We start from the raw sequence: 18,562 nt of genomic DNA, 5'->3' as shown, positions 1-18,562 counted from the left end.
TGGATCAGGTGCTTGGTGCAGGAGACTCGGCGCGGCACCATCTGGGGGAACCGCCCTGCTGCGACAATCGGCTCCGAAGGGCTCCGTCATCCTCGTCCTGGCCACGCCACGCGGACGGCTCAACGGGCTGTTGTTCGCCCTCGGCTGGGTGGCCGGACTCGTCGCGCTCGGCGGCATCATGCTGGCGATCGGCGGCGCGGGAGGGGCCTGTCCTCGGGCTCGGGCTCGCGCTGTCGGCGGCCAACGTCAAGAACGCCTCGCTGACCCTCGCCGCGGCCGCTGAAACTGCTCGGCGACGGCATCGGCATCCTCACCTCCTGAGCGGCCGAGCGTGTCTGCCGCCCGGCTACCGGGGTCGGCGCCGGTGACTCGGTAGCGTCGGGCGTATCTGGATGAAGGAGGGGCGATGTCAGAGGACGGGCAGATCGGCGATGCGCTGACCGAGGCCATCAACGGTCACGCGATGGACGGGATCCTGCGGCTCTACAGCCCGCAGGCGGTCTTCGTGGCGCCGGGCGGCATGGCCGAGGGGCACGATCAGATCGCCACCTACTACGAGCACATCTTCGCCGGATTCCCGGACGCGCAGGTCACCGTCTGGAGAAAGATCACCACCGATGACGTGACCCTGCACGAGTGGACGCTGACCGGCACCCACCTCGGCCCGTTCCTCATGCCCAACGGCGGCACGCTCGACCCGACCGGCCAGGGCATCGCGGTACGCGGGGGCAGCACGGCCGACATGGACGACGGCCTCATCATCAGCCACCGGTTCTACTTCGACCAGCTGGAGCTGTTCGCCTCCCTCGGAGTCCGGCTCAATCCCGAGCGGCTGTCGGGCTGAGATCGAGGGCCGGATCGCTCGTGGCGAGCAGGTCTGCTGATTTTCTTCCGCGGTGGTGTCGAATGGCGTCGAGCCCGTTCGTAGCCAAGGTGAGAGACCGGCACGAGCCGGCCGCCTGCCCCCCTGCCGGAGGAGTTCGCCGTGAAGCAGTACCTGCTCGCCGTCCAGTTCGACGAAAGCGCGCCGTGGCCGTCCGAGGAGGACCTGCGGCTGCAGCAGGCCCGTACGACCCAGGTGACCACCGAGATGCAGTCCGCCGGTACGTGGGTGTTCGTCGGCGGCCTGCTCCCCTCGTCCGCCACCACCGTCGTCCACCCCGGCGACGGCACGACCACGATGACCGACGGCCCGTTCGCCGAGACGAAGGAGCAGCTCGGCGGGTTCTGGGTGATCCGGTGCGACGACCTGGACCAGGCGCTGGCCTGGGCCGGAAAGTGTGCGCTGGCCTGCGGGTCCCCGATCGAGGTGCGCCCGTTCGCAGACGCGCAGAAGGCATGAGCGCGGATGGATCTCGACCGCCTCTACCGGGCCGAGTACGGCCGGTGCGTGGCCACGCTGACCCGGTTGCTCGGTGACATCGGATTGGCCGAGGAGGCCGTGCAGGACGCCTTCGCCGTCGCCATCCAGAAATGGGACGAGCCGCCGCCCAATCCCGGCGCCTGGATCGTGACCACCGCCCGCAACCGGGCGATCGACCGGCTGCGCCGCGAATCCACCCGCGAGGCCCGCCACGCCCAAGCACTCCTGCTGCACGAGCCCGGCGAACCGAAACAGGAGGAGGGCCCGGTGCGCGACGACCAGCTCCGCATGATCTTCACCTGCTGCCACCCGGCGCTGTCACCGCCCGCGCGGAGCGCGCTCACCCTGCGCCTGCTCGGCGGGCTGGAGGTGGCACAGATCGCGCGCGCCTACCTGGTGCCGGAGACGACCGTCTCCCAGCGGATCGTCCGCGCCAAGAAGAAGATCCGCGACGCCGGCATCCCCTACCGGGTGCCCGCCGCCGCCGAGCTGCCCGATCGGCTGGCCTCGGTGCTCACCGTGCTCTACCTCATCTTCAACGAGGGCTACGCCGCCACCACCGGGCCGCTGCTGCGTACCGACCTGTGCGCGGAGGCGATCCGCCTGGCCAGGGCGCTGGCCGAGCTGATGCCCGACGAGCCGGAGGTGACCGGGCTGCTGGCGCTGCTGCTGCTCAGCGAAGCCCGCCGGCCCGCCAGGGTGAGCCCTTCGGGTGAGCTGGTGGTGCTCGCAGAACAGGACCGGTCGCTGTGGAACCGGGACCTGATCGCCGAAGGGCACGCGCTGGTACGCCGGTGCCTGCGCCGCGCGCAGCCGGGCACGTACCAGTTGCAGGCCGCGATCAACGCCGTGCACACCGACGGGCCGGCGACCGACTGGACACAGGTGCTGGCACTCTACGATCAGCTGCTGCGGCACACCCCGAACCCGATCGTCGCGCTCAACCGCGCGGTCGCCGTGGCCGAGGTCCACGGGCCCGCGCCGGCGCTGGCCGCCGTCGAGGAGCTGGACCTGCCGGGCTACCACCTGCTGCCCGCCACCCGCGCCGACCTGCTCACCCGCCTGGGCCGTACCGCCGACGCCATCGCCGCCTACGACGAAGCGATCACCCTGGCCACCAACGACACCGAACGAACCTTTCTGCAGACACGACGGGCACGCCTGAGGCGGGAGACCTGAGATGAGAAGGAGTGTGCACACCGTGGACCAGGAGAACGTGAGCGCCACCCTGACGGTCGCCGAGCCCGCCGCGAAGGTGTTCGCGGTGCTGGCGGACCCGACGACCCATGCTGCGATCGACGGGACCGGCTGGGTTCGGGAATCCGTCAACCAGGCGCCGCTGACGGAGGTGGGGCAGATCTTCCGGATGGACATGCACCACGCCGGCCATCCGGACGGTGACTACCGGGTGGTCAACAAGGTCCAGGCGCTCGACCCGCCGCGCGCCATCGGCTGGCTCACGGGATATGAGAAGGACGACGGTCAGCTGGAGTTCGGGGGCTGGATCTGGCGTTACGACCTGGCGGCGCTCGGTCCGTCGGAGACTGAGGTCACGCTCACCTACGACTGGTCGGCGGTGCCGGGGTTCCGCCGGGAGTACATCCAGTTCCCGCCGTTCGGCCCCGAGCATCTCATCAACTCGCTGCGCCACTTGGCCGCGCTCGTCTCCGAGAGGTGACGGCGTAGTCCTGGATCGTTGACATGGCCACCAGGAATCGGTTCTTGTGGCGGATCTTGAGCCAATCGGCGAGCCACGGCTTCCCCTCGACGACCCAGTGATAAGGGTCGTCGATGCCGGAGTCTGGATCCATGATGATGGCACCTGGCTTTATGGTTTCCAGATCCAGTTGCGGTGTCGCGGAGGTGACGAATTCGATCTCTACGGCGCTGCACTCCAAACCCGGCAGGTCGCCGGCGTCATAGGTGCGTGCGAGGTCTCCCGGGGCCGGTTTCCCGCGCAGCTTTCGCCATTTTTCCCTGTTCGTGAGGGTGCCGTCGCACGTGGGGAACCGGTCGAGGAAGCCGTTCACGTCGCCGTCCCAGACGTACGCCCGTTGCTGGATGAGGCTGCAGATCGACAGGAAGTCCTCGGTGTTCTTCGCGTCGTCGTTGCCTCGCCTGCATCGGTCGATGGTGAGGCGGCTTATCTCCTTGGTCACGCCAGCGGTGCGCCTGGCGTGGTCGAGCCGGGCCGCGACAGTACGCCGGGCGGCGTCCCTGCGCTTGGCCACGTCCCCATCGGACGGATCGATGGTGCGCGGCTGCGAATAGGCGCAGGCCGAGAGTCCCTCGATGGCCAAGGCCGCCGCCACGAGCACTATGACGAGACGCCTGGATCTTCCGGGCAGGAGCCGCGCCATCGAGATTCCCTTCGGCCGGAGGTTTCCCCTAGATCATCGACCAGCGACGGCGTTCCTGTCAGCGTTCAGCGAAGATGACGAGAGCTCGGTCAGTCGCGGGTGCCGGTCGGGACGTGCAGCGAGAGGTGCGGGGACAGGGCGCGCAGGAAGTCCGCGGCGTCGAAGATCGCGCCCGCGGAGGCGACGCCGGTGGTCCTGGTACGGCCGGTCAGGATGCGGTCGACGGCCTCCACCGCGAGCGGTGCGCTGATGGCGTAGATGTCCTGACCCGTGGCGGCCAGGCGGCGTTCGGTGCCGCCGGAGCGGACGAGGACGTCGATGACGAAGGTCTGCGCGGAGCGGCCGCGCTCGTCGACGGCGGCCGGCGCCGAGGCGTCAGGAGCGGACAGGTCCGCGGCCGCCTTGGCGGTCATGTACGTGCGCACCTCCGGGACGTCCAGGTGGCTGGGAACGGTGACGACGTCGGCCATGGTGAACTCGCCGATGACCTTCTGGGGGCCGAGCGGCGCCGGGAAGGACCACTCCAGGGTCGGCAGGGCGTCGTCGTGGTACTCCAGCCGGCCGCCGGTGTAGCGGACCCGGCGGCCACCCCGTCGCTGCCCCGACACGGTGCCGGAGGCGAGCGTGCCGGCCGTGGGGTGCCAGCTGCTCAGGCCGTAGGCGACGTGCACCTCGTCCGCCGCCGTCCAGTCGTCCATCGCGGTGGTGACGAGCAGGTCGCCGAGGCCGCCGTAGAAGGCCATCGCCGGGACGACCGCGGTGCCCGCGGCGCGGGCGCGCTCGGCGAAGTGCGCGAACGTGTCGGCGTTCGCCTCGATCTCGGCCGCCACGTCGACGTACGGGATGCCGGCCCGCAGCGCCGCCTCGATCAGCGGGGCGCCGGTGGTGGCGAAGGGCCCGGCACAGTTGATCACGGCGGCGGCGCCGGTCAGCGCGCGGTCGAGCGAGGCCGGATCGTCGGCCGACGCCTGCCGCGCCGCAAGCTCCAGCCCGGCCAGCGCCCGCAGCTTGTCCTGGTCGCGGCCGAGGAGCAGCGGCACGTATCCGCGCTCGCGCAACTCCGCGACCACGAACCGCCCGGTGTGCCCGTACGCGCCGAACACCGCTACGTTACGACCCGATTCCATGTCTGCTCCCACGTGCTCGAAGTGCTTCAGTGCGTCAATCCTGTCCCGCCGGCCCACCGGTGCCCAGTGTCCGGAACGACGTGACCCGTACAATTTCCGACATGAGCTCTTTCCCGCGCTCCGTCGCGGTCGCCGCCACCGACGGGATGCTGCACTTCGAGCTGGCCCTGGCCTGCGAGGTCTTCGGCTCCGCCCCTGACGCCGTGCCAGGCCCCTGGTACGACGTCACGGTGTGCGGCACGCACGCCGTCCGGGCCGGCCGGTTCCTGGTGGAGCCGGACTGCGGGCTCGACCGGCTGGCGCACGCCGGCACCGTGATCGTCCCCGCCCTGGTGGACGTCGACGAGGACCCGCCGGCCGACCTGGTCGAAGCGGTGCGCGCGGCCCACGAGTCGGGCGCGCGGGTGGTGTCCCTGTGCACGGGCGCGTTCGTGCTCGCCGCCGCCGGCCTGCTGGACGGGCTGCGCGCGACCACCCATTGGGCCCACACCGGACAGCTGGCCGCGCGCTATCCCCGGGTGGAGGTGGACCCCGACGTGCTCTACGTCGACAACGGCAGCGTGCTCACCTCCGCGGGCAAGGCCGCGGCGATGGACCTGTGCCTGCATCTGGTCCGCCGCGACCACGGCTCGGCGATCGCCAACGTGGTCGCCCGCCGCCTGGTCGTGCCGCCCCACCGGGCCGGCGGCCAGGCCCAGTTCGTCTCCACGCCGGTGCCCGCCCAGGACGGCCATCCCCTGGCCGAGCTGCTGCCCTGGGTGATGCGCCGGCTGGACCAGCCGCTCACCGTGGAGGACCTGGCCAGCCAGGCGAACATGAGCTCGCGCCACCTGGCCCGCCACTTCCACGCGGTCACCGGCACCACCCCGTTGCAGTGGCTGCTGGCGCAGCGGATCCGCCGCGCGCAGGAGCTGCTGGAGAGCACGGACGACAGCGTCGACGCCATCGCCTCGGCCGCGGGCATGGGCACGGCGACGACCCTGCGCCGCCACTTCCACCGGACGATCGGCGTCCCGCCGGACGCCTACCGCCGCACGTTCCGGGCGTGAGGCCGCGACCCTCCGCGCTCAGCCTGACCGCAACCCCTGGCCGTGAAACACTGGGGCCCGGCATGACCGCTGGTTCAGGGGGAGGGGCGGCGATGGCCCGCACGTCGGACACCCGGCAGGAAACCTCCTCTGCCGCGCCCGGCCAGCCGCTGTCCAAGCGCGCTCTGGCCACGCGCAACGCGCTGCTCGACGGCGCCCGCCGGGTCTTCGCCGCGAACGGTTTCGAGGGCGCCACCATCTCGGAGATCGTGGCGAGCTCCGGCACCAGCGTGGGCAGCCTGTACAACCAGTTCGGCGGTAAGGAACACCTCTTCCTGGAGCTGCACAGGCGCCATTCCGGGTGGCTCTGGGCCGCCACCCAGCAGGCCATCGAAGGGGCGCGGGAGGCGGGGGAGCGCGACCCGTTCCGGATCTATCTGGCCGGCGCGCGCGCCTACCTCCTGGGCTGCTGGGACGAACGCGACCTGGCCCGGCTGTTCCTGTCCGGCGACAACCCGCCCGGATTCGACGCGATCGCCCGCAGCGGGCTGCGCCGGTGGATCGACCAGAACATGGGCGTGCTGCAGCTGGAGGGTCGGCGGTTCGGCGAGGCGCTGGCCGCCGCCGTGACCGGGGTGGTGGCCGCCGGCGCGCGGCAGATCGTGGAGTGCGCGACGCGGGAGGAGGCGACGGAGCTGACCGACTACTTCGCCACTCTGGTCAGCCGGCTGGCCCAACCGATCGAATAGCCCGCCGTGCAGTACTTGAAACGTGATTTCAACTTGTAATAGCGTTTCAAGTAAGGCGTGAACAGCTATTTGAGAGGGGCCCCGATGCCTCTTGACCCGGCCGAGCCGATCACGGACGCGGACGACGCGATCCGGGGAGCGCTCCTCGACGCCGAGCTGCCACCGCTGCTCGCCGCCCTGGCCACCGCCACCGGCGATCCGGCGCTGCTCCCGGACCACCTGCGCCCGTCCACGGTCAACCCGCTGATGCCCCAGGGCGGCTACACGCCGGCACAGCAGGACGAGGCGCGCGCGCTCGCGCTCGCCACGCTCGGCGCGATCCGCGACGGCCGCCGCTCCTTCCGGCAGACGCCGGCGGACGAGGAGGAGATGCTGGCCACCGGCCGGTTCCTGGCCGGCACCGACGCCGGGCGCTACCTGCCGCTGCTGATCGAGGAAGTCGCCACGCGGGACGACCCGGCGGCTCCCCGGTGGCGCAAGGAGCGGCTCGCTCCCGATCGTCCCTTCCACGTCGTCATCGTCGGTGCGGGGATGTCCGGGCTGCTGGCCGGGCACCGGCTGGGGCAGGCCGGCGTCCCGTACACGATCGTCGAGAAGAACGACGACGTGGGCGGCACCTGGCTGGAGAACACCTACCCGGGCTGCCGCGTCGACGTCAGCAGCCACCTGTACGGCTATTCCTTCTTCGACCACGACGACTGGCCCTCCTACTTCGCCACCCAGGACGTGCTGCTGGACTACTTCCGGCGGTTCGCCGGCCGCAGCGGCGTCCGCGAGCACATCAGGTTCGGCGCCGAGGTGCTGGCCGCCGAGTTCGACGACGAGACCTGCGCGTGGACGGTCCGCGTACGGACGCCGGACGGCGGCATCGAGATCCTCGCCGCCCAGGCGGTCATCTCGGCGGTCGGCCAGCTCAACCGCCCCTCCTACCCGCGGATCGAGGGCAGGGAGGACTTCGCCGGGCCGAGCTTCCACTCGGCGCGCTGGGACCACGGCATCGACCTGGCCGGCAAGCGGGTCGCGGTGATCGGGACGGGAGCCAGCGCCTTCCAGTTCGTGCCCGAGATCGCCAGGACGGCCGGCAGCCTGGTCGTCTTCCAGCGCACCGCGCCCTGGCTCGGGCCCACCCCCCACTACCACGCCCCCGTCGCGGGCGGCCTGCGCCGGCTGTTCAAGCACGTTCCCGGCTACGCGCGGTGGTACCGCTTCTGGCTGTTCGCGAGCACCGTGGAGGGCGGGCTGCCCGCCGTGTACGTCGATCCCGCGTGGCAGGACGGCGAACGTTCGGTGTCGGCGGTCAACGACGAACGGCGCGCTCTGCTGACCGCGTACCTGGAGCACCTGTTCGCGGACCGCCCGGACCTGCTGCGCGCCGCGATCCCCGGCTACCCGCTCGGCGCCAAACGGATGCTGCGCGACAACGGCGTGTGGGCCGCCGCGCTCAAGCGGGACAACGTCACGCTGGTCACCGGCCCGATCAGCCGCATCACCGAACACGGGATCCGCACCGCCGACGGCGACCACGACGCCGACGTGATCGTCTACGCCACCGGATTCTCCGCCTCCGGCTTCCTCATGCCGATGACGGTGACCGGCCGCGACGGGGCCGACCTGCACAAGCGCTGGAACGGCGACGCCCGCGCCTACCTCGGCATGACCGTGCCGGAATTCCCGAACCTGTTCCTGATGTACGGGCCGAACACGAACATCGTCGTCAACGGCAGCATCATCTTCTTCTCCGAATGCGCGGCCCATTACATCCTGGAATGTCTGGGCTCGTTGCTGCGTGCCGGGCACCGGGCGCTGGAGTGCCGGGAGGAGGTGCACGACGCGTACAACGAGCTGATCGACGCCGCCAACCGGCAGCGGGCCTGGGGCGTGTCCTCGGTGAACAGCTGGTACAAGAACGCACTCGGCCGCGTCGCGCAGAACTGGCCCTTCACCCTCATGGAGTACTGGGAGAGGACCCGCGAGCCCGACCTCGGCGACTATCACGTCCTATGACGCAGTATGTCCAGCGATATGAAAGTGGAGAGCAACGATGGCCCGATTGCTGCGGCGCTTCGCCGAGACCCGTCCCGATGAGATCGCGCTGGCGGACGAGGAGGGCGTCACCACCTGGCGCGAGCTCGACGAGCGAGTAGACCGGCTGGCCGGCGCGCTGCTCGCCTCGGGGCTGAGCGCCGGTGACGCGATCGCCGTCCACTCGGCCAACCGCCGCGAGTACTTCGAGGTCATGGCGGCCGCCGGCCACATCGGCCTGCGCTACGTGCTGGTCAACTGGCACTGGGCCGCCCAGGAGCTCGGCTACGTGTTGCGGGACGCGGGCGTGCGGGTGCTGTTCACCGATCCGGCGTTCGCCGCGCAGGCGGGCGAGGCCGTCGAGGGGCTCGACCTGCCCACCCGGATCGCCTTCGGCGACGGCATCCCGGGCTTCCTTCCGTACGAGGAGTTCCTCGCCACCGGCCCGGCGGGCGAGCCGGAGCCCCAGGTCATGGGCAGCCCGATGTTCTACACCTCCGGCACCACCGGCCGTCCCAAGGGCGTCAGCCGCAAGCGATCCATCGTCGGGATGCCGGTGGACGTCCTCGCGCTGGCCGCCGACGGGTTCGCCACGACCTTCTCGCTCCCCGGGGACGCGCGCACGCTGCTGGCGGGACCGGTCTACCACTCGGCGCAGTGGATGTTCTCCTTCATGGCGTTCATGAGCGGCAGCTCCGTCGTCATGCGGCGCGCGTTCGACCCCGCCGAGACCCTGCGCCTGATCGACGAGCACGCGATCACCAACGTGCATCTGGTGCCCACCCAGTTCGTCCGCCTCCTGCGCCTGGATCCGGCCGCCAGACAGGACTTCTCCGGCGAGAGCCTGGCGGCGATCTGGCACGGCGCCGCCCCCTGCTCGCCGCAGGTCAAGCGGCAGATGATCGACTGGCTGGGGCCGGTGGTCAACGAGTACTACGGCTCGACCGAGGCGGGCGTCAACACGATCATCGCCGCGGAGCAGTGGCTGGCCAAGCCCGGCAGTGTCGGCCGCCCGCAGCCCGCGACGGAGATCCGCATCCTGGACTCCGACGGCGTCCCCGTCGGCCAGGGGCAGCAGGGCGAGATCTGGTTCCGGTACGCCAACGGTGACGACGTCGAGTACTGGGGCGACCCGGACAAGACCGCTTCGATCCACCGCACCGGCGGCCTGTTCACGACCGGCGACATCGGCTACTTCGACGAGGACGGCTACCTGTTCCTGTGCGACCGCGCCATCGACATGATCATCAGTGGCGGCGTGAACATCTATCCGGCCGAGATCGAACACGTGCTGATCACGCACCCGGCCGTCCGGGACGTCGCGGTCTTCGGCATCCCGGACGACGAGTTCGGCGAGCAGGTCAAAGCCGCCGTCGAGCTGGTGGAGGGCATCGAGGCGGCCGGCGAGCTGCCCGGGGAGCTGATGGCGTACTGCCGCAAGTCGCTGGCCGGGTACAAGGTGCCCCGATCGATCGACTTCCTCCCCGAGCTGCCGCGTACCCCGACCGGCAAGTTGTACAAGCGCCTGCTCCGCGCCCCTTACTGGCAGGAGGCCTCCCGCGAGATCTGACCCTCACCGGCGCGCGCTCAGTAGTCGGCGTCCCAGGTCGGAGCGGTGTCGCGGGCGATGCGGATGTCGTCGTTGGACGCTCCGGCCGCGATCATCGGCCAGACCATCTCCTGCTGGTTCACGCGGAAGTCGATGACGACCGGGACGTCGTTGATCTCCATGGCCTTGCGGATGGTCCCGTCGAGGTCCTCGGCGTGGTCGCAGCGCAGGCCGACGCCGCCGTACGCCTCGCCCAGAGCGGCGAAGTCCGGCAGCTGCGGGGTGCTGCAGTCGACGCCGAAGTGACGGTCGTCGAAGAACAGGGACTGGAGCTGGCGCACCATGCCCAGGCCGGAATTGTTGATGACCGCGACCTTGATCGCGACGCCCTCGACGGTGCAGGTGGCCAGGGTGCGGCAGGTCATCTGGAAGCAGCCGTCGCCGTCGACGGCCCACACGGCGGTGCCGGGATACGCCAGCTTGGCGCCCATCGCGGCGGGCAGCGCGTATCCCATGGTGCCCGCGCCGCCGGAGTTCAGGAACGAGCGGGGACGCTCCAGCGGGAGGTAGTGGCTGGCCCACATCTGGTGCTGCCCGACGCCGGAGACGTAGAGGGCCTCGGGGCCGGCGAGCTGCCCGATCCGCTCGATGACCTGCTGTGGCGCCAGCGAGCCGTCGGCGGGCCGGTCGTAGGTCATCGGGTGGGCGGCGCGCAAGGCTTCGAGGGTGTCCCACCACGGTCCGGAAGCCGGCCAGGGGGTGGGGCCGCCGATCTGGCGGACCGCTTCTGTCAGGCCGGTCAGGACGTCGCGGGCGTCGCCGACGATGGGGATGTCCACCGCGCGGTTCTTGCCGATCTCCGCCGGGTCGATGTCGGCGTGCACGATCTTCGCGTGCCGGGCGAAGGTCTTCGGGTCGCCCGTGACGCGGTCGTCGAAGCGGGCTCCCAGCGCGAGGACGAGGTCGGCTCGCTGCAACGCGGTGACCGCGGGCACCGTGCCGTGCATCCCCGGCATGCCCAGGTTCTGCGGGTGGCTGCTCGGGAACGCGCCGCGGGCCATCAGCGTGGTGACCACGGGGATGCCCGTGAGCTCGGCGAAGGTCATCAGCTCGCCGGCCGCGCCGGCTTTGATGATCCCGCCGCCGGCGTACAGGACCGGCCGCTGCGCCGCGCGCAGGGCGGCCGCCGCCTGCGTGAGACCGCGCTGGTGCGGGCGCGGCGTCTGGGGCACTCCTGGCAGGTCGATCCGCTCCGGGTGCGCGTACGGTGCGTGCTCCTGCAGGACGTCCTTGGGAATGTCGACCAGGACCGGGCCGGGGCGGCCGGTGGTGGCGACGTGGAAGGCCTCCGCGATCACCCGCGGGATGTCCACGGCCGCGCGCACCTGCCAGTTGTGCTTGGTGATGCCCTGGGTGATGCCGCAGATGTCGGCCTCCTGGAAGGCGTCGGTGCCCAGCAGGGGGCGGCTGACCTGGCCGGTCACCGCCACCACGGGCACCGAATCCATCGCGGCGTCGCACAGCGGCGTCACCAGGTTCGTCGCGCCGGGTCCTGAGGTCGCCATGCACACCCCGGGCCGGCCTGTCGCGGTGGCGTAGCCGGCCGCCGCGTGACCGGCGTCCTGCTCGTGGCGCACCAGAATGTGGCGCAACCGCGTGGAGTCCATCAGCGGGTCGTAGGCGGGCAGGATCATCCCGCCCGGCATCCCGAAAATGAGCTCCACGCCCGCTTCTTCCAGGGCCCGGATCAGGATCTGGGCACCCGTCATCGTCTCTGTCACAGCGTCTTCCTCATGTGAGCGCGCGTCGTCCCGATGGGCTCGCAGACGTCGCGCGTTGCCGGATTCGGACGGCTCTCACCATTCCGCGAAGAGCGGATCGCGTACGGATCGGGCGACGCGATGGAGAGCCGGAGCAGACAACCGCACGAGGATCCACTCGAAGCAGTAACGACGGAACCCGCCCGCGACCCCGTGATTTCAGGGCCTGCCCGGTGTCTCCGCAGGTTCCGCCGCCCACTATAGGCGCCCGCGCCGACTGATCGGCAACCACCCCCGAGGCTGGGAAGGGCGCGAACCCGCCGGGGCGTGATCGTGCCCCGGCAGGTCCACGGGCCGTCGAGTTTCAGCGCTGCAGCGTCAGCAGACCCGGCCGGTAGGGCAGGAGGCCGTAGTCGCCGCCGGAGCTGGGGCTGCGCCCCTGGTAGAGCAGCCGCAGGCTGCAGGGGTCGACGGTCATGGTCTGATCGGCGCTGGTGCGGACCAGCTCGCCGTGGCTGATGTCGTTGGTCCAGGTGGCGCCGCTGTTGGCCTTGCCGGCGAAGGGGCTGCCCTCGGTCGCGGCCTGCGGCGTCCACGAACCGCTCAGGCTGGTGGCCGTGAACGAGCGGAAGTAGCGGCCCTGCGCGCCGATCGCCTCGACGAGCATGAGGTATTTGTTCTGGCCCTGGAGCTTGTAGACCTGGACGGCTTCGAACAGGTTGTTCGTCGTGTCACTCATGATCACCGTCGAGGTGGAGCCGAAACTGCCCGGGAAGTTCCCGATGGGCATGCCGGCCCGGTAGATCTTGCCGTTGTCCCCGGCGAAGAACAGGTACATGTTCGTGCTGTCACCGATGAGCGTCTGGTCGATGGGCCCTGTTCCGGAGCCCGTGATGCTTCCGGAGAAGAGCGTCTGCTGCGATGACCAGCCGTTCGGATTGGTCGGGTCGCTGGAGGTCCGGTAGGAGAAGGCGGTCCCGCCCCACTGGTAGGCCAGCACCCAGATGTTCTTCGGGGCGAAGTAGAGCAGCGTGGGCGCGACGGTGGAAGAAGACATCGTGTTCTGGCTGGCCGAGGCCATGTCGGACCAGTTGGTGAAGAGGCTGAAGTTCATCGAGCCCCAGCTCGTTCCCGCGTCGTGCGTCGTCGCGTAGACGAGCTGCCTGCCGTTGTAGGGGGCGACGGTGAAGTCCTTGAGCGAGACCCAGCCCGACTTCGGGGTCGCCAGCACGCCGGTCGAGGTCCAGCGGTACGTCGAGGGAAGGTCGCACATACCGGTCGGCGTGGGCGTCGGGCTCGGGTTGCCGCCGCCGACCTGGACGAGCTGCCACTGCTGGTTGGTGCCGCCCCAGTCGTCGTACTGGACGATGCCGGCGTTGTCGGCGGTGGCGGCGCCCTGGACCTCCAGGGCCTTGCTGCTGTGGCGCGAGATGAACCGAACGTAGCCGCCCGTGCTGTCGGCCAGCCGCCACTGCTGGTTGGTGCCGTTGCCGTCGGCCCACTGCACGATCGCGCCGCCGTTGGCGGTCGACCAGTTGTAGACGTCGAGCACCTTGCCGGAGTGGCGGGACTTGATGCGGTAGTAGCCGCCGCCGGAGTCGACGAACTGCCATTGCTGCTGGTTCTGGTCGTTGCGGGTCCACTGGGTGATGCGGCCGCCGTCGGCGGTGGACAGGTTGTAGACGTCCAGGGCCTTGCCGCTGTTGCGGTTGACCAGGACGTACCAGGCGTTGGTGTCGACGGTGGCCGCGTTGGCGCTCTGATTGGCGACGAACAGGCTCACCAGTAAGGCGGCCAACGCCGCGAGGACGGCTGGGAATCTGAATTTCACGATGTGCTCCTATGCGTCGGCTGTCAGGGGGTGGTGAGGTCGAAGCGGCGCACGGTCGCCGCGCCGCCGAGGGACTGGGTGGCGTAGTTGAAGATCCCGAAGCGATAGCCCATGAAGAACTGCCAGGCGTTGTTCAGGGTGAAGGCCGGGCCGAGGCTCACGAAGGTGCTGCCGTCGGTGCTGTAGGAGAAGCGGGCCTGCCTGCCTGAACCGGGCCGGATGTCGGCGTTGACCCGCAGCCAGATCCGGCCGCCCGAGATGCTCGCGCTCGCCGCCTCGGTGCCGGTGCCGGTGGTCTGCCACGAGCCGTTCATGCTCAGCCCGTTGGTCAGCACGACCCGGTTGACGCCGTTGTCGCGTTTGACGCCGATCCAGGCCGACTGGTCGCGCAGCATCGCCAGCCCGGTTCGGTCGCCGTTGGCCAGCTGCGCGTAGTCGAGCTCGATCGTCGCCGTGGACGACGGGCCCTGGATGCGGTGGGTCAGCGTGTTACGCGCGGTGTAGAGGTCGTTGGTGACGGTCGCGGTCTGCAGGCGCAGGCCGCTGCCGGTGGAGAAGCGGCTGGTGTCGGGGTTGTGGTTCCATTCCCAGCGGTGGCCGAGCGTGCCCGAGGTGAAGGTGTCGGGGCCGATCATGGACGCCACGGTCCTGCTGGTCTGGATGTTCGGCCTCGGGTAGGTGGCGCCCCACCCGCCGTTCACGGTCTGCACGGCCGGCCAGTCGCCGGTCCAGGTGATCGGCGCGAGCGCCGGGACCCGGCCGCCGGGGTAGGCGTCGACGAACGACATGTAGTACCAGTCGCCGTTCTGGGTCTGGACGAGCCCGCCCTGGTGGGGGACGCCGCCGCCGGCGATGGGGCCGGGCAGGTCGAGCAGGACCTGGCGCATCTCGTACGGGCCCCACGGTGACGTGGAGCGCAGGACGTACTGGCCGTTGGCGGGGCGGGTCAGCCAGATGTAGTAGTAGCCGCCCCGCTTGTAGAAGCGGGAGCCCTCCAGGGTGCCGACGCTGCTCGGGGTCTGGAACACCTGCTGGGCGCGCACCTGGCTGAGCCCGTCGGCCGACAGCTGCGCCACGCTGATGGTGCCGTTGCCGTAGGCGACGTACATGGTGTCGTCGGTGTCGACCAGCAGACCGGCGTCGTAGTAGCAGTTGTTGATCTGTGAGCGCTTGGTCCAGGCGCCGTCCACGGCGGAGGCGGTGTAGACGTAGGTCCGGTTGAACTCGACGCAGCCCATCCAGTAGTAGCTGCTGTTGCTGGGGCGGTAGTTCAGGGCCGAGGCCCAGATGCCCTTCACGTACGCCCGGCCGCCGTTGAGGTCGTAGGCGCCCGAGCCGAAGTCGAGTTTCGGCACCGAATGGCCGGCGTACTCCCAGTCGACCAGGTTGTAGGAGCGCAGGATCGGCGCGCCGGGCGAGTAATGCATCGTCGAGGCCGAGTAGTAGTAGGCGTCGCCGACCCGGATGATGTCGCCGTCGGCGAAGTCCTGCCAGACGACCGGGTTGGTGTAAGTGCCGCCAGGACTCGGGCCGCTGCCGACCTGGACGAGCTGCCATTGCTGGTTGGTGCCGCCCCAGTCGTCGTACTGGACGATGCCGGCGTTGTCGGCGGTGGCGGCGCCCTGGACCTCCAGGGCCTTGCTGCTGTGGCGCGAGATGAACCGAACGTAGCCGCCCGTGCTGTCGGCCAGCCGCCACTGCTGGTTGGTGCCGTTGCCGTCGGCCCACTGGACGATCGCGCCGCCGTTGGCGGTCGACCAGTTGTAGACGTCGAGCACCTTGCCGGAGTGGCGGGACTTGAGCCGGTAGTAGCCGCCGCCGGAGTCGACGAACTGCCATTGCTGCTGGTTCTGGTCGTTGCGGGTCCACTGGGTGATGCGGCCGCCGTCGGCGGTGGACAGGTTGTACACGTCCAGCGCCTTGCCGCTGTTGCGGTTGACCAGGACGTACCACGCGCTGGTGTCGACCGTCGCGGCCGACGCCTGGGCCGTGAGGACCACGCACACGAGAAGCAGCGACGAGAGAACCGCGAGCACGCGCCTCACAGGAACCTCCAGAGGTTGTTGTTCGAGCCGTTGTCGTCGGCGAGCACGACCTGCGCGCCCTGGGACGTGCCGCCGAGGCCGAGGCCCCGGCCGCCGTTGGCGCACTGGACGCGGAACGCGGCGCCCGGCCCGTAGCGGAGCCGCCAGCGGTGGTCGGCGGTGCCGTTGTCGGCCCGCTGGACGGCCAGGCCGCCGTCGGCGGTGGACATGTTCTGGATGCCGAGCGCCAGCCCGCTGGCCGTGGCGGTGAAGGCCAACGACGAGGTGCTGGTCCGGGTGATCGACGAGGCGGTCAGGGCCGGGGCCGGCGACAGACCGGTGTCGCCGTAGTCGCCTGACAACACGACCGGGCCGTACGTGACGGCTTGCACGTTCGGGTTGTCGTTGGCGGCCTTCATGACCACCCGCACGGCCAAGGACATGTGGAGCTCCTTGTTAGCGTTAACATTCGGTCTTGCAGGAAAACGTGGCCTACTCCAACTGAGTGCGTTGTCGCGGAGTACATCCGACGGTCAGATCTGGCGTCAACGAGGGGTGGTCCTTGCCGACCTGGGCATTGCCGCCGGGACGTTGCCCCGCCTGGACATTCGTCCGGGAGGAGATCACGTCGCACTGCCTGCGCATGTGAAAGTTTCACAGAAGCTACCGGTTGGCAACAGGGAAGTGGATGCCAGGTTGAGCCGGTTTGCGGTCTGCCGGGGAGCGCCGTGTCGGCGTTACGAACGGTGCAGGAACCGAAAGTTTCTGTCCGCTTTATGCCGATATGTCGGCTTATGGCTCATTGGGATGGCCTGCTGGACGGCGTCTGATGGGTTCCGTGAAGCTGATCTTGATTAAGTTTCTTAGCCAATGGCGGTTAATTAGCGGTAATAGAGGCTTTATCTTTCTGTCGGAGGCGTTGTCGCGAACAAGCGGCCAGGTGAAGGGGCAGTTCCGCCAGGTATTGACAGTCGCCGCGTCGTTGATGACACTTTGCTCGAAACACGGCGGAAACCTGGATGTTATAGCTGAATAACTCCAAACGCGTGCACCCAAAAATGTTAGCGCTAACAATGCCGCTTAATGGGTATAGATGTTAGCGCTAACAAACGACTCTTTCCTCCGATGTCACCCGCCGGGGACTGCGCTGCCTCGCATACACACGAAAGGCACACCATGGGTTTCTGGTCTCTGCGCCAATGGCGGCGAACAGCCGTCACCGTCGCCTCCTTGGTGGCGGTCGTCGTCACCACGCTGGTCGCCGTCTCGGGCACGGCACAGGCGGCAGGCACGTTGTCCTGCGACATCTACGCGAGCGGCGGCACGCCGTGCGTCGCCGCGCACAGCACCACCCGCGCGCTCTTCGGCTCCTACAACGGCGCTCTCTACCAGGTGCGGCGCTGGTCCGACGGCGCGACGACCAACATCGGCGTGCTCAGCGCCGGCGGTTACGCGAACGCCGCGACCCAGGACTCCTTCTGCTCCGGCACGTACTGCACGATCGTCCGCATCTACGACCAGACGCCGCGCCACAACGACCTCACGATCGCGCCAGGTGGCGGCGCCAATCCCACCCCCGACCAGGGCGCGAACGCGGCGGCCCTGCCCGTGACGGCCGGCGGCCACAAGGTCTACGGCGTCTACATCTCCGCAGGCAACGGCTACCGCAACAACGCGACGAACGGCGTCGCCACCGGCAGCCAGCCCGAGGGCATGTACATGGTGACCGAGGGCACCCACGTCAACGACCGCTGCTGCTTCGACTACGGCAACGCCGAGACCAACAACCTGGACACCGGCAACGGCGACATGGACGCGATCTACTTCGGCACGCTGTGCTGGTTCGCACCGTGCGCGGCCGGACCGCGCGTCGCGGCGGACCTGGAGAACGGGCTGTTCGCCGGCGGCAACGGCTCCTGGACCGCGAACACCGGCCGCAACTCCGCGTTCGTGACGGCGATGCTGAAGAACAACGGCACCACGACGTACGCCATCAAGGACGGCAACGCGCAGTCCGGCAGCCTGGCGACGCGGTACAACGGCGGACTGCCGACCCAGGCGGGCTACCGGCCGATGACCAAGCAGGGCGCGATCATCCTCGGCATCGGCGGCGACAACAGCAACGGCTCTGTCGGATCGTTCTTCGAAGGCGTCATGACCAGCGGCTATCCGACCGACGCCACGGAGAACGCCGTGCAGGCCAACGTCGTCTCCGTCGGCTACGGCAAGAGCGTCACCTTCCCCGTGAACGGAGCCACTTACCGGCTCACGAACCTCACCAGCGGTAAGGTGCTCGACGCCGTCAACTGTGGCACGGCCAACGGCACGCAGGTCGACCAGTGGCAGTCGCTCGGCAACACGTGCCAGCAGTGGCGCTTCAACAGCGTCGGTGCGAACAAGTGGACGATCACCAACGTCAACGCCGGCAAGGTGCTCGACGCGGTCAACTGCGGGCAGGCCCTCGGCACGGCCGTCAACCTGTGGCAGTCGCTCGGGAACACGTGCCAGCAGTGGGCGGTCATCCCCGCGGGCAACGGCCGCTACGAGCTCGTGGTGGAGAACAGCGGCATGGTGCTCGACGACGAGAACTGCGGTACGGCGAACGGCACGCCGGCCCGGCTGTGGATGTGGCTCAACAACCCCTGCCAGCTCTGGTCGATCGCACCGTAGAGGCAGCGAGCGGGCGGTGCCGCCTCTCCGGGGCGCACCGCCTCGGCCGCCGCCGGCAGATCGGGCAGTGATCGCGGCA

Annotated in this window: 16 protein-coding genes; 10 read left to right on the top strand and 6 right to left on the bottom strand. The window is 69.6% G+C overall.

Translation table 11 applies throughout. The features are described from left to right. Positions 1–406: 406 nt before the first annotated feature. The 4 genes from ABEA43_RS58740 to ABEA43_RS58725 all read left to right on the top strand — a co-directional run bounded on the left by ABEA43_RS58740 (position 407) and on the right by ABEA43_RS58725 (position 3,041). Positions 407–844: an ester cyclase gene (locus tag ABEA43_RS58740; RefSeq protein ID WP_345576630.1), complete on the top strand. Its 438-nt coding sequence runs from the start codon at positions 407–409 to the stop codon at positions 842–844. Between the two features lie 141 nt (positions 845–985). After that, positions 986–1,342 (top strand): YciI family protein, encoded by a 357-nt coding sequence (locus ABEA43_RS58735; protein ID WP_345576628.1) that lies wholly within the window; start codon positions 986–988, stop codon positions 1,340–1,342. A gap of 6 nt (positions 1,343–1,348) precedes the next feature. Further along, positions 1,349–2,542 carry an RNA polymerase sigma factor gene (locus ABEA43_RS58730; RefSeq protein ID WP_345576626.1) on the top strand — a complete coding sequence of 398 codons (1,194 nt, stop codon included), beginning with the start codon at positions 1,349–1,351 and terminating at the stop codon, positions 2,540–2,542. Position 2,543: 1 nt separating this feature from the next. Further along, complete coding sequence (locus ABEA43_RS58725) at positions 2,544–3,041, top strand: SRPBCC family protein (RefSeq protein WP_345576625.1); 498 nt, start codon at positions 2,544–2,546, stop codon at positions 3,039–3,041. Here ABEA43_RS58725 and ABEA43_RS58720 read toward each other — a convergent pair. Continuing rightward, a complete protein-coding gene (locus ABEA43_RS58720) occupies positions 2,998–3,723 on the bottom strand; it encodes a hypothetical protein (protein ID WP_345576623.1) in 726 nt (241 codons plus the stop codon). The genes ABEA43_RS58725 and ABEA43_RS58720 overlap by 44 nt on opposite strands. An 89-nt stretch (positions 3,724–3,812) precedes the next feature. Continuing rightward, a complete protein-coding gene (locus ABEA43_RS58715; protein WP_345576621.1) occupies positions 3,813–4,850 on the bottom strand; it encodes a saccharopine dehydrogenase family protein in 1,038 nt (345 codons plus the stop codon). Positions 4,851–4,951: 101 nt separating this feature from the next. Between ABEA43_RS58715 and ABEA43_RS58710 the strand changes: the two genes are divergently transcribed. From ABEA43_RS58710 to ABEA43_RS58695, 4 genes are all read left to right on the top strand, one after another. Next, positions 4,952–5,899: a helix-turn-helix domain-containing protein gene (locus ABEA43_RS58710; protein WP_345576619.1), complete on the top strand. Its 948-nt coding sequence runs from the start codon at positions 4,952–4,954 to the stop codon at positions 5,897–5,899. A 92-nt stretch (positions 5,900–5,991) separates the two neighbouring features. Beyond that, positions 5,992–6,627, top strand: a complete 636-nt coding sequence (locus ABEA43_RS58705) for a TetR/AcrR family transcriptional regulator (protein WP_345576617.1) — start codon at positions 5,992–5,994, stop codon at positions 6,625–6,627. Positions 6,628–6,711: 84 nt separating this feature from the next. After that, positions 6,712–8,631: a flavin-containing monooxygenase gene (locus tag ABEA43_RS58700; RefSeq protein WP_345576615.1), complete on the top strand. Its 1,920-nt coding sequence runs from the start codon at positions 6,712–6,714 to the stop codon at positions 8,629–8,631. A 37-nt stretch (positions 8,632–8,668) separates the two neighbouring features. Further along, positions 8,669–10,219 (top strand): AMP-binding protein, encoded by a 1,551-nt coding sequence (locus ABEA43_RS58695; protein WP_345576613.1) that lies wholly within the window; start codon positions 8,669–8,671, stop codon positions 10,217–10,219. Positions 10,220–10,236: 17 nt separating this feature from the next. Here the strand turns inward: ABEA43_RS58695 and ABEA43_RS58690 are convergent, their stop codons facing one another. From ABEA43_RS58690 to ABEA43_RS58675, 4 genes are all read right to left on the bottom strand, one after another. Continuing rightward, entirely contained in the window at positions 10,237–12,024 is a 1,788-nt protein-coding gene (locus tag ABEA43_RS58690; protein WP_345576678.1) for an acetolactate synthase large subunit, read from the bottom strand. A 298-nt stretch (positions 12,025–12,322) separates the two neighbouring features. Next, entirely contained in the window at positions 12,323–13,756 is a 1,434-nt protein-coding gene (locus ABEA43_RS58685) for a non-reducing end alpha-L-arabinofuranosidase family hydrolase (protein ID WP_345576676.1), read from the bottom strand. A 56-nt stretch (positions 13,757–13,812) separates the two neighbouring features. Further along, positions 13,813–15,825 (bottom strand): family 43 glycosylhydrolase, encoded by a 2,013-nt coding sequence (locus ABEA43_RS58680; protein WP_345576611.1) that lies wholly within the window; start codon positions 15,823–15,825, stop codon positions 13,813–13,815. A 5-nt stretch (positions 15,826–15,830) separates the two neighbouring features. Beyond that, entirely contained in the window at positions 15,831–16,256 is a 426-nt protein-coding gene (locus ABEA43_RS58675) for an RICIN domain-containing protein (protein ID WP_345576609.1), read from the bottom strand. A gap of 395 nt (positions 16,257–16,651) precedes the next feature. Between ABEA43_RS58675 and ABEA43_RS58670 the strand changes: the two genes are divergently transcribed. Both ABEA43_RS58670 and ABEA43_RS58665 read left to right on the top strand, forming a co-directional pair. Further along, the gene (locus ABEA43_RS58670) at positions 16,652–16,849 is read left to right on the top strand and encodes a hypothetical protein (protein ID WP_345576607.1); all 198 of its coding nucleotides are present in this window, start codon (positions 16,652–16,654) and stop codon (positions 16,847–16,849) included. A 140-nt stretch (positions 16,850–16,989) separates the two neighbouring features. Continuing rightward, positions 16,990–18,483, top strand: a complete 1,494-nt coding sequence (locus ABEA43_RS58665) for an arabinofuranosidase catalytic domain-containing protein (protein ID WP_345576605.1) — start codon at positions 16,990–16,992, stop codon at positions 18,481–18,483. The last annotated feature ends 79 nt before the right edge of the window (positions 18,484–18,562 follow it).

Origin of the sequence: Nonomuraea rosea, from assembly GCF_039539705.1 — a bacterium.
Lineage (GTDB): Bacteria > Actinomycetota > Actinomycetes > Streptosporangiales > Streptosporangiaceae > Nonomuraea > Nonomuraea rosea.
This window is presented reverse-complemented; position numbering and strand designations above follow the sequence as displayed.